At 62.1% G+C, this 11055-nt stretch carries 9 protein-coding genes and 1 pseudogene; 1 reads left to right on the plus strand and 9 read right to left on the minus strand.

What is annotated here, in order from left to right; translation table 11 throughout:
• Nucleotides 1-51 precede the first annotated feature (51 nt).
• The 8 genes from ACLFQI_RS07480 to ACLFQI_RS07515 all read right to left on the minus strand — a co-directional run bounded on the left by ACLFQI_RS07480 (nucleotide 52) and on the right by ACLFQI_RS07515 (nucleotide 10007).
• Complete coding sequence (locus ACLFQI_RS07480; RefSeq protein WP_410758291.1) at nucleotides 52-606, minus strand: hypothetical protein; 555 nt, start codon at nucleotides 604-606, stop codon at nucleotides 52-54.
• 157 nt (nucleotides 607-763) lie between these two features.
• On the minus strand, nucleotides 764-2032 hold the full coding sequence (locus ACLFQI_RS07485; protein ID WP_410758292.1) for a hypothetical protein: 1269 nt from the start codon (nucleotides 2030-2032) through the stop codon (nucleotides 764-766).
• A 234-nt stretch (nucleotides 2033-2266) separates the two neighbouring features.
• Complete coding sequence (locus ACLFQI_RS07490) at nucleotides 2267-3226, minus strand: SPFH domain-containing protein (RefSeq protein ID WP_410758293.1); 960 nt, start codon at nucleotides 3224-3226, stop codon at nucleotides 2267-2269.
• Between the two features lie 11 nt (nucleotides 3227-3237).
• Nucleotides 3238-4281, minus strand: coding sequence for an SPFH domain-containing protein (locus ACLFQI_RS07495; protein ID WP_410758294.1), 1044 nt, complete (start codon nucleotides 4279-4281; stop codon nucleotides 3238-3240).
• 136 nt (nucleotides 4282-4417) lie between these two features.
• The gene (locus ACLFQI_RS07500; RefSeq protein WP_410758299.1) at nucleotides 4418-5911 is read right to left on the minus strand and encodes a SpoVR family protein; all 1494 of its coding nucleotides are present in this window, start codon (nucleotides 5909-5911) and stop codon (nucleotides 4418-4420) included.
• An 8-nt stretch (nucleotides 5912-5919) separates the two neighbouring features.
• Nucleotides 5920-7191 carry a YeaH/YhbH family protein gene (locus tag ACLFQI_RS07505; protein WP_410758295.1) on the minus strand — a complete coding sequence of 424 codons (1272 nt, stop codon included), beginning with the start codon at nucleotides 7189-7191 and terminating at the stop codon, nucleotides 5920-5922.
• Nucleotides 7192-7245: 54 nt separating this feature from the next.
• Complete coding sequence (locus tag ACLFQI_RS07510) at nucleotides 7246-9168, minus strand: PrkA family serine protein kinase (RefSeq protein ID WP_410758296.1); 1923 nt, start codon at nucleotides 9166-9168, stop codon at nucleotides 7246-7248.
• A 572-nt stretch (nucleotides 9169-9740) separates the two neighbouring features.
• Nucleotides 9741-10007 carry a hypothetical protein gene (locus ACLFQI_RS07515; protein ID WP_410758297.1) on the minus strand — a complete coding sequence of 89 codons (267 nt, stop codon included), beginning with the start codon at nucleotides 10005-10007 and terminating at the stop codon, nucleotides 9741-9743.
• Between the two features lie 123 nt (nucleotides 10008-10130).
• On the opposite strand from ACLFQI_RS07515, the pseudogene ACLFQI_RS07520 reads away from it, so the two are divergent.
• Nucleotides 10131-10625: pseudogene (locus ACLFQI_RS07520) on the plus strand (PP2C family protein-serine/threonine phosphatase); the annotation flags it as partial.
• Nucleotides 10626-10655: 30 nt separating this feature from the next.
• Here ACLFQI_RS07520 and ACLFQI_RS07525 read toward each other — a convergent pair.
• Nucleotides 10656-10853 carry a DUF2283 domain-containing protein gene (locus ACLFQI_RS07525; RefSeq protein ID WP_410758298.1) on the minus strand — a complete coding sequence of 66 codons (198 nt, stop codon included), beginning with the start codon at nucleotides 10851-10853 and terminating at the stop codon, nucleotides 10656-10658.
• Nucleotides 10854-11055 lie beyond the last annotated feature (202 nt).

The raw sequence follows: 11055 nt of genomic DNA on the forward strand, positions 1-11055 counted from the left end.
GCGCGCTCAGGACAGGCGAGAGTCGAGGGTCGGCCGACGAGGTCGGCTGTTTCAGTGGGTCTTCGTGCCGCGCTGGCGCAGCACCAGCATCGTCACGCCGCTCGCCACGATGACCACCGCCACACTGATGAGCAAAGCATTGTCATCGAGGAAGGCGAGACCGATCGCGCTCGCGATCATGAAGGCGCCGAAGAGGGACATCTTCCAGTCGAGATAGATGCCCGAGAGCAAGGCCGAGAGCCCAAGGATATAGGCGATCACGAAGCCCTGCGTCTCGGCGTTGAGGAAGTTCGGCGTATCGCCCATGAACAACAGCGTGATCACCAGCAGCACCGCGCCCCAGTACAGCAGTTGCTTGGCGATGTAGAGGCCCTTCTCCTTCGCGTCCGCGCCCGACAAGCGCCAGCCGCCCATCATCGAGACCAGCGCCACGACGGGCATGAACCATTTCCACAGCTCGGTCGCCTTTGCCGGGTCGGATTCGGTCATGCCGATGAGCACCAGGGAGGCGATGTACAGGGCCAGATACGGCAGACTGGGCATCAGCAGCTTGAGCCAGCTAGGCTTCGAGGCGGAATGAGCGTCGTGCATAGCGGATTCAGACATGTTGATATCTCCTCTAGTTGATGGGTTCTGGCAGCACGCGTCAAGGCGAACGCGCGCTTGGCGGGCGCGCGCGCATCAGGCGATCGAGTAACCCTGATCGCCGTCCGCCATCAGCATAGTATCAACGCGGAGAGAGATCAGACCATTCGGCGCGGACTCAGGCCGAGGCATGATCGGCTTCAATCGCCTCGAGCAGACGCTCGTAGACGAGCGGAAAACTATAGGCGACCCGATTCCAGGACGGGATCAACTTCGCCTCCTGCGGGCCCTTGGTCTGCATCCAGGCGTCCCAGAGAAAGCCGCGAAAGTGACCGGCGGCGGCCTCTTCCTGGTAGAGATCGTAGGCCAGGTCGTTGACGTCGGCATCGTAGCTGTATTTGCGCACATAGGTCAGCGCGCTTTGATAATAGGTATGCAGCAGCATGTCGACATAGGCATCGTCGAGCGGCACGCCATGCGAGCGCATGTAGGTCAGATAGAACTTGGCGATGTCGACCACCATCCGATGCAGCCCGCGCGAGGTGTCGTCCACGGACAGCTCCTGATGCTTGTGCTCGTAGTTGACGGCGAGATCGATCTGCGCGACCTGACGCCGAGTCACTTGGTCATAGACCTGGGACAGGGTCGCGACCTCGAGGCCCCAGTCGTAGGCGATATTGAGCCCGCGCGCCAGGTCCGAGGTAAAACAGAACTCGCCCGCGAGCGGATACTTGAAGCCACGGTGATACTCGAAGAACTGTTGTAGCTCCGGCATGCCCTGATTGCACATCACCTGCGACAGGGTATCGACGAAGGGGGTGACGAACAGGCGCGTCACGCGCCCCTTCATCGAGCGCTCGCTCGGCGAGATGCGCGCGTAATACCCCTTGCAGAACTGAAAGGCGTTGTTGGGGTTGGCGACCGGCTCGATCAACCGCCCGAGCATGGTGCGATCGTAGGTGACGATATCGCAATCGTGCAAGGCAATGGTATTGGCCTGGTCACGCGCGAACAGGTAGCCCAGGGTCACCCAGACCGATTGCCCCTTGCCCGGCAATCCGGTCGGGATGCCGCGCTCACCCAGCTCGGCCAGCAGCGCTTGGACGCGCGGACCATCGACCCAGACCACCCGAACCCTGCAATCCGCGCGCGCCAAGCGATCGAAATACCGCTGTGCCTCGCGGAATTGCGCCTCTTCCGGGGCGCCTCCGAGCGCAATGACGATGCTGCGCAGATAACGCACCTCGGCGATCCGCTCGACGATCCGATCCAGCACATCACCGTTGCCGATCTCGCTGAACAGCGACGGCAGCAACAGGCACATGTGATCATGCTTGGCGTGCGCCTCCAGTTTACCCTCGAGGTTGGTCAGGTAGGCAGCGCGATCGAAGGCCTCGTGCAACGCGTGCAGCGTCGTGATCTGCGGCTCTTGATGAAAATCGGCCATGCGCTGTCTCCTAGCGAGGATGCGGGACGATCGACCGCAGGGGCGGCCAGCCAGGCGAATGCGGCGCGCGCCCCAGTGAATGCCCAGGATGCCAGCATGCACGCCGCTCCTGTCCCTGCATTGTCCGAGTCCGGAACGAAAAATACAACGGGCGCTGCGACCCCATTGAACCGGGTCAGCGATGCCTCCGGCACCGATGCGCCGACGATGCCCGCGCTGTCTCGCGGAGCGCCTTCATGAGGAGAACGCACGGGGGTCCAACGCCAGCGTCGATGGACCACCGCTGCCGTCGCCTGCCGCGCCGCCGCGACTGGCGGTGCCGAGCGAGATCAGGACTGGTGCCTCGCGCGGCAGCACATCGACCTCGGCGCCCGAGGCGATCAGCTGCTCGGTCTCCATCACCTCCATCAGGGCCGCCAGTGTTTCCGGATCCTCGCGGGCAATCGCGTTGAGCGCCTCGCCGACCACGCGGGGCCGCGTCGCTGCCGCCTCGGCCATCTTCTGCGAAACCTTGTAGGCGGTCTCGCTCTTGATCAGGCCAACGCGGTTCTCGCCGTCCTGCTTCATCGCGCTGGTGACCTGGATCAGGCGCTTGACCACCTTTTCGGTGATGTTGTCGACCATCTGCCGGTCGGTGAAGGCGACCTTGCGGATATACACCGAGCCGAGCTTGTAGCCCCACTTTTCCGACAGCGGCGAGACCGTCGCGCGCACCTTGCGACTGAGCTGATGGCGGTCCTCGAGCATCTTGTCCATTTCGAGGTTGGACAGGGTCGAGATCGTCGAACTGGCGACATTGGCCTGCAGCGAGCCCTCGGGATTGGCATTGGTGAACAGGTAGGCCACCGGGTCGCAGACCTGCATCTCGTACCAGATACCGACGCCCATCGGCGTGCCCTCCTCCGAGTTCACCATGAGATCCCGCAGGTAGTACTGGCGCAGCGCGGTGTTCACCAGGTCGCGCTTGCCAAAGAAGGCCACCAGCAGGGCCTTGGGACCAAAGTACAGGATCGGGAAGCGCAAGCCGGGCTCGTCGAGGGTGCCGATCACCTTGCCGAAGAGGGTGAACACCTGCGATTCACGCTCGCGCACGATGGCGTAGAGCCCCAAATGCCGGGCCAAGCCGAGCAATACCGGGATCGCGGCGAGGCCCAACAGGAAGGCGATCAACGGCGAGAAGGCGGAGAGAGGCATGGGCGTGCTCCTCAGCGAGAATGCGGCTCGGCGTTCATCGATCCCGTCACCAGCGCCGCGGTATCCTCCGACGCGGGTTCCACGACCTGAACGATGCGCCTCGCCCGCTTCAACAGCGGGATGCGCATATTGCGGAGATAGGCGCGCAAGGCGGCGCCGCCACCGGTGCGTTTGATGCCCATCAGGGTCGTCGCCAGCTCGCGCAGCGGCGCGACCTCGGCCTGGGCATTGTTGCTGGCGATGTCGACCGCGCGCTTGCTCATGGTGATCTGCTGCTCGGCATCGGCGCGCGCGGTGCTGATGTCGGCGGCGACCTGGTTGCGGGTACTGTTGATCGCCGAGAGCGCGCGATCGACCTCGCTCGGCGGGTCGATCTGGGTGATCAGCGCCGCGTCGAGTTCGATCCCATAGCGCGCGCCGGTGGAGCGGCACTGGGTCTCCATGTAGTCGTTCAACAACGGCAGATTCTTGCGCAGATCGTTGATCGAGACGCCCTCGGCCAGTTCGACCGCAGCGCTCGCCATCTCGCTCTCGACGTCGCCGGTATCGACCAAGGTTTGGCCCTTGGGATCGACGAAGTTGGCGATGCGCTCGCGCAGGACCGCGATGAAATACCCCATCACATGTTCGAGCGGGCTATCGACACCGAAACAGTAGGCATACAGATTGCCTTCGGCGACCCGAAAGCGGATCTGACCATTGACCCCGGTGGTCAAATTGTCCTTGGTCACCGCCTCGATCGTGCTTTGGCGCTTGCTCGGGTCCCAGGTCAGATCGATCGACTTGGTGTCGACCTCGACCTTATGCACCTCCTGCCAGGGCCATTTGAAGTACGGCCCGCCGGGCCCGATCATGCGCAGCTGCGGGAAGCGATAGCGCTCGCGTTCGTCCTCATCGAGATGCGCGTCGACGACCCATTGGTCGCCCAAGCGGACTGCGCGGCCGAACGAGGTGAGCACAGCCCGCTCATTCGGCTTGACGATATAGAGGGCGCGAATGACGACCTTGAAGGCGATATAGACGCAAAGCCCGAGAAGAAAAGCGAGAAGCAACATCGGTCCCCCCCTGCCAAGTGAGCAATCGCCAAGTGAGCAATCGCCAAGTGAGCAATCGCCAAGTGAGCAATCGCCAAGTGAGCCACCCTGCCGAGCGGGCAGTTGCCGGGCGCGCTCGCGCGCCGATGCGCGGCGTTTAGGTTTCGCCGATGAGTTGAACGCGGCCGTGTTCGTCGACCGCCTCCATCCGCACCTCGAAGCCCCACAGGCGGCGGATATGGCGCAGCATCTCGTCGAGCGAATCGCCGAGCGGGCGCCGGTTGTAGCGGAAATGGCGCAATGTCAGCGAGCGATCGCCGCGCACATCGACATTGTAGACCTGGATATTCGGCTCGCGACTACCGATATTGTATTGATCGGCCAAGCGTTGGCGCAGATGGCGATAGCCGGACTCCTCATGGATCGCGGTGATCTCCAGGGTGTCCTCGCGGTCGTCGTCGGAGACCGCGAACATCCGAAACTCGCGCATCAAACGCGGCGAGAGGAACTGAGCGATAAAGCTCTCATCCTTGAAGTTGCGCATCGCGAAATCCAGCACCTTGCGCCAGTCCTGATCGACCATGTCCGGAAACCAATAGCGGTCCTCGTCGGTCGGCTGCTCGCAGATGCGGCGGATGTCGCGCATCATCGCGAAGCCGAGCGCATAGGGATTGATGCCGCTGTAATAAGGCGCATCGAACGGCGGCTGATAGACGACGTTGGTGTGCGATTGCAGCACCTCCATCATGAAGCCGTCGCCAACCATGCCTTCATCGTAGAGACGGTTGAGCAGGGTGTAATGCCAGAAGGTGGCCCAGCCCTCGTTCATCACCTGGGTCTGGCGCTGCGGATAGAAGTATTGCGCGATCTTGCGCACGATGCGCACGATCTCGCGCTGCCAGGGCTCGAGCAAGGGCGCGTTCTTTTCGATGAAATAGAGCAGGTTCTCTTGCGGCTCGTCCGGGAAGCGCTGCTCATCGAGACGGCCCGCCTGCTTGTCGGCGACGGGCAATGTGCGCCACAGGTCGTTGATCTGGGACTGGAGATAGGCCTCGCGCTCGGCTTGCCGGCGCTTCTCCTCGGCCATCGACAGCGGCGAGGGGCGCCGGTAGCGATCCACGCCATAGTTCATCAACGAGTGGCAGGAATCGAGCAGCAGCTCGACCTCCTCGGTGCCGTACCGCTCCTCGCACTCGGCGATGTAGGAACGGGCGAAGACCAGGTAGTCGATGATGGCATCGGCGCTGGTCCAGGTCTGGAAGAGGTAGTTGCCCTTGAAGAAACTGTTGTGGCCATAGCAGGCATGCGCGATCACCAACGCCTGCATGGGCAGCGTATTCTCCTCCATCAGGTAGGCGATACAGGGATCGGAGTTGATCACGATCTCGTAGGCCAGGCCCATCTGCCCGCGCCGATAGGTCTGCTCGGTGGCGACGAACTGCTTGCCATAGGACCAGTGATGGTAGTTGATCGGCAATCCCACCGATGAGTAGGCATCGATCATCTGCTCCGACGAGATCACCTCGACCTGATTGGCATAGGTCTCGAGGCCAAACTCGTCATGGGCGATACGCGCGATCTCCTGATCGAACCGTTTCAGGAGCGGAAAGGTCCATTCCGAACTCTCGGAGATGATGCGATTGCTTGCCATATCGGACACTAGGCCTCTTGCCGTTTGAACAGCTCACGGAACACCGGGAAGATATCCTCGGCGCCGTTGATCTCCTCCATCGCAAAGTGGGAATAGGCTGCCTTCACATCCTGGTAGGCATACCAGAGACTCTGATGCTGACGCGGGGTGATCTCGACATAGGCGTAATAGCGCAACAGCGGCAGCAGGTTCTGGATCAGCAGATCGCGGCAGAGGGTCGAATCCGAATCCCAGTTATCGCCATCCGAGGCCTGCGCGGCATAGATGTTCCAGGTTTCCGAGTCATAACGTTCCCGGATCACCTCGTCGGCGAGTTGCAAGGCGCTCGAGACCACGGTGCCGCCGGTCTCGCGCGAGTAGAAGAACTCCTGCTCATCGACCTCCTGCGCGATCGTGTGATGGCGGATGAACACCACCTCGATCCGGTCGTAATTGCGCTGCAGGAACAGATACAGCAGGATGAAGAAGCGCTTGGCGAGATTCTTGCGCACCTGATCCATCGAGCCCGAGACATCCATGATGCAGAGCATCACCGCCTTGCTGGTCGGTTCCGGTAGCTTGGTGAACGACTGATAACGCAGATCGAAGGTATCGATGAAGGGCAAGGCGGCGATGCGCGTCTTCAGGCGATCGATCTCCTCGCGCAGGGCGAGGATCTGGACATCGGTCTCCTCGGCGCCGGCGGCCAAGAGCGCGGCCAGCTCCTCCTCGAGTTCGCGAATGCGCCCGCGATAGGGCGCGCTGAGCGCGGTGCGCCGGGCGATGGCGCCGCGCAGCGAACGCACCACGTCGATGTTGGTCGGCGCGCCCTCGGTGGCATAGCCGGCGCGCACGGTCTTGAACTCGGTGGTGCCGATGAGCTGATTGCGCACCAGATTCGGCAGCTCCAGATCCTCGAAGAGCAGATCGAGGAACTCCTCGCGCGAGAGCTCGAAGACGAAATCGTCCTCGCCGCGACCGCCGCGTCCGGCCCGGCCTTGCCCCGCGCCCTGACCCTCGCCGCCCTCGGGCCGTTGCACCCGGTCGCCGGCCTCGAACTCCTTGTTGCCGGGATGCACCATATCGCGCTGCCCGCCCGCGCCATGGTGGAACTGCGGCTCCGAGATGTCCTTGGACGGGATGCCGACCTGCTCGCCGCCATCGATATCGGTGATGCTGCGACGGTTCACCGCGTCGGACACGGCCCGTTTGAGCTGCGTCTTGTAGCGGCGCAAGAAGCGCTGCCGATTGACAGTGCTCTTGTTCTTGCTGTTGAGCCGGCGGTCGATGAAATGAGACATAAACTCGCGCGTGATTCCGGTTGCTCGGGCCTTGGGACGCTTGCTAGCGGCTGCCTACTGCGACTTACGCACCCGTAGATACCATTCCGAGAGCAGGCGCACCTGTTTCGGGGTGTAGCCCTTCTCGACCATGCGGTCGACGAACTGCTCGTGCTTCTTCTTCTCGTCGCTCGAGGCCTTGGTGTTGAACGAGATCACCGGCAATAGCTCCTCGGTGTTCGAGAACATCTTCTTCTCGATCACCACCCGTAGCTTCTCGTAGCTGGTCCAGCGCGGGTTGGCGCCATTGTTGTTGGCCCGCGCGCGCAGCACGAAGTTGACGATCTCGTTGCGGAAGTCCTTCGGGTTCGAGATGCCGGCCGGCTTCTCGATCTTCTCGAGTTCCTCGTTCAGCGCGCCGCGATCCATCATCTCGCCGGTGTCCGGGTCGCGATACTCCTGATCCTGGATCCAGTAATCGGCGTAGGTCACGTAGCGGTCGAAGATGTTCTGACCGTACTCGGCGTAGGACTCCAGATAGGCGGTCTGCAATTCCTTGCCGATGAACTCGGCATAGCGCGGCGCCAGGTACTGCTTGAGGAAGCCGAAATAGCGGTCCTGCACCTCCTGCGGCAGATGCTCGCGCACGATCTGCTTCTCGAGCACATAGAGCAGATGCACCGGGTTGGCGGCCACCTCGGTATGGTCGAAGTTGAACACCTGCGACAGGATCTTGAACGCGAACCGCGTCGAGATGCCGGACATGCCCTCGTCGACGCCGGCATAGTCGCGGTACTCCTGCACCGACTTGGCCTTGGGGTCAGTGTCCTTCAGGTTCTCGCCATCGTAGACGCGCATCTTCGAGAAGATGCTCGAGTTCTCCGGCTCCTTCATCCGTGTCAGCACCGAGAATTGCGCCATCATCTCAAGCGTGCCGGGCGCGCAGGGGGCCTGGTTCAGGGTGCTGTGGCGCAAGAGCTTGTCGTAGATCTGCTTCTCCTCGGTGACGCGCAGGCAGTAGGGCACCTTGACGATGAAGACCCGATCGAGGAAGGCCTCGTTATTCTTGTTGTTGCGGAACGACTGCCACTCGGACTCGTTGCTGTGCGCGAGGATGATCCCCTGGAACGGGATCGCCGACAGGCCCTCGGTGGCGTTGTAGTTGCCCTCCTGGGTCGCCGTCAGCAGCGGATGCAGCACCTTGATCGGTGCCTTGAACATCTCGACGAATTCCATCAGGCCCTGATTGGCTCGACAGAGGGCGCCCGAGTAACTGTAGGCGTCGGCATCGTTCTGCGCATAGTGCTCGAGCTGGCGGATGTCGACCTTGCCGACCAGGGCCGAGATGTCCTGGTTGTTCTCGTCGCCAGGCTCGGTCTTGGCCACCGCCACCTGCTCGAGGATCGACGGATACAGCTTGACGACGCGGAACTTGGTGATGTCGCCGTGATACTCCTGCAGCCGTTTCACGGCCCAGGGCGACATGATGTTGCGCAAGCAGCGCTCCGGGATACCATAGTCTTCCTCGAGGATCTTGCCGTCCTCCTCCGGCGAGAACAGCCCAAGCGGCGACTCGAACACCGGCGAGCCCTTGATCGCATAGAACGGGACCTGCTGAATCAGCTCCTTGAGCTTCTCCGCCAGCGACGATTTACCGCCGCCGACCGGCCCGAGCAGGTAGAGGATCTGCTTCTTCTCCTCGAGCCCCTGCGCGGCATGCTTGAGGTACGAGACCAGGTGCTCGATCGCCTCCTCCATGCCGTAGAAATCGGAGAAGGCCGGGTAGCGTTTGATGACCTTGTTCTGGAAGATGCGGCTCAGACGCGGATCGTTGTGGGTATCGATCAGCTCCGGCTCGCCGATCGCCGCCAACAGGCGCTCAGCAGACCCCGCATAGGCCATCGGCTCGCGTTTGCACAGCTCCAGATACTCCTGCAGGCTCATGTCCTCCTCGCGGGAAGACTCATATCTGGCCTGATAGCGCTCAAAGATCGACATTCAGGATACCTCGCTCGGAAGTCACGATCGGGAGGCGCTGCCTGAACGCGCGGCTTGCTGAGCCGCTGCGCTGACGCGCCCGTTAATCTGTTTGTTCGGCCTTGGGTCTTGGTCAGAGATGAACGCCCCAAGCCTGTTATGCAAGCTCCTCTTTGCTCACGCGCTCACAGCCCTCAGGGCTGCACCGGTTGGTTAATCGGGGATCGAGCCAGCCGGTTTGCCGCCGGCGCAGGACTGACGTCTAGCAGCACACCAGACCTGACCGCGGAGCGACCGTTGGCAAACCACTACAGCCTCGGCAATCTCTGCGCCTACAGCCTCTGCAATTGCTGCGCCACGCACCAATGTCGCGCGATGACAGCGAGGCTCCGCAGCCGATGATGCCAGCTTCAGGTGCCCTTGCGTCAAGTTATCGCACCAAACCGGTGCGAAGCCAAGACCGCCGAGCCAGTCGCTCATCCCGTCGCCTACCTACGCAGTCAGCGCTAATCCCTCAACGACCTGAGGTTAGACAGTCGGCATCGCCCAGGTTCAAGGCGATAGCGCCGCGGCTCGAGGGATCGGTAGCCGCGCTACTCCGGGTCCAGCAGCAGGAAGCAGATCAGCGTCGTCACCAACCCAGTCGCGACCAGACAACTGACGCCACCGCACACCAGAAGCAGCGCTGCAGCCACCGCCCAGGCATAGAGACAGGATGCCCGATTACGCCGGTAAGCGCGTGTCCGCTTGCGCTCCTGAAAGGAACGATAATCCGAGCGTCCGGCGCAGAGCCAGTCGATCGCCCGCCTCGGCCAATCGCTGAGCGGGGCTCGCGTCCGTGGTCGTCGGGTCGGTGCCATAGAGGTTACCTTAGCAGTCAGGGCTGGTAGGCTCAGACCGGCGTCGGCCGCTCATCAGTCGTCAATGGCGATCAAACAGGCCGCGCCCAAGTATCAACTTCCGCGAAAGTCCAAGGCGTCCTACTGATGCTTGCCGATGCCACCGGCCACGGCATCGGCCCGGCGCTAACGGCAACCGAGGTTCGCGCCCTGCTGCGGATGGCCGAGCGCGCCGGTCTCGGGCTCGGTGCGATCGCCGCCCAGCTCAATGATCAGCTGAATGAAGACCTCGGCCAAGGTCGCTTCGTCACCGCCTGGCTCGCCGAGGTCGATAGCGATCAGGGTCGAGTCCGCGCCCTCAGTGCTGGACAGGCGCCGATCCTGGTCTTCCGCAAGGCCAGAGGCCAGTGCGAGATCCTCGCAGCCGACGGCCCACCGCTTGGTGTCCTGCCCGGCATCGCCCCCAGCACCCGCGGCTGGTGCGACATGTCCCCAGGCGACATCCTCGCCGCGATCTCAGACGGCATCTACGAGGCCACAAACCCGGACCAGGAGCAGTTCGGCGCCGAGCGCACCATCGCCGTGATCGAGGCGAACCACGAGCGACCGGCGCAGACCATCCGCGAGAGGCTCCTCGAGCAGCTCACTGGCGTCGGTTGTATGGGCTTGTTATGCCGCTATACCTTCAACAGCCACACGACGGACATCAGTGCGCTGACTCGCGTGCTCAAAGGTAATGGCACAGACGTTTCCCTTGCTGTCGACGTCCAGCGTGGTATTTTCATCCAGATCCCTGGATTCAACGATGTCACTGTCTCTAAACTCAATGTAGAGCGTGTCGGTATCATCGAAATACTTTACTTTCATGGTTTGTATCCGCGGTCAAAGAATGCGTTATGAACCGTTACATTGTCAGGCAGAAAGACTACCCTCAGGTATCTTCCGTCATATTCATCTATTCGCGCCCATCGTCGGACTCTGCCGTCGGCTTGGATGTATTCTCTTTCCGGAGACTCCATGACATGGCGAATCCATTCATCTTTGATAATCGACCGGTCGGGCCGATTTC

The sequence above is a fragment of the Halochromatium sp. genome (assembly GCF_046541315.1).
In the GTDB taxonomy this organism is placed as follows: domain Bacteria; phylum Pseudomonadota; class Gammaproteobacteria; order Chromatiales; family Chromatiaceae; genus Lamprobacter.

Coding starts and splice junctions, on each gene's coding strand:
- ACLFQI_RS07495 (WP_410758294.1), bottom strand. CDS start 4,281: ATGTTGCTTCTCGCTTTTCTTCTCGGGCTTTGCGTCTATATCGCCTTC.
- ACLFQI_RS07525 (WP_410758298.1), bottom strand. CDS start 10,853: ATGAAAGTAAAGTATTTCGATGATACCGACACGCTCTACATTGAGTTT.
- ACLFQI_RS07480 (WP_410758291.1), bottom strand. CDS start 606: ATGTCTGAATCCGCTATGCACGACGCTCATTCCGCCTCGAAGCCTAGC.
- ACLFQI_RS07485 (WP_410758292.1), bottom strand. CDS start 2,032: ATGGCCGATTTTCATCAAGAGCCGCAGATCACGACGCTGCACGCGTTG.
- ACLFQI_RS07515 (WP_410758297.1), bottom strand. CDS start 10,007: ATGGCACCGACCCGACGACCACGGACGCGAGCCCCGCTCAGCGATTGG.
- ACLFQI_RS07510 (WP_410758296.1), bottom strand. CDS start 9,168: ATGTCGATCTTTGAGCGCTATCAGGCCAGATATGAGTCTTCCCGCGAG.
- ACLFQI_RS07490 (WP_410758293.1), bottom strand. CDS start 3,226: ATGCCTCTCTCCGCCTTCTCGCCGTTGATCGCCTTCCTGTTGGGCCTC.
- ACLFQI_RS07500 (WP_410758299.1), bottom strand. CDS start 5,911: ATGGCAAGCAATCGCATCATCTCCGAGAGTTCGGAATGGACCTTTCCG.
- ACLFQI_RS07505 (WP_410758295.1), bottom strand. CDS start 7,191: ATGTCTCATTTCATCGACCGCCGGCTCAACAGCAAGAACAAGAGCACT.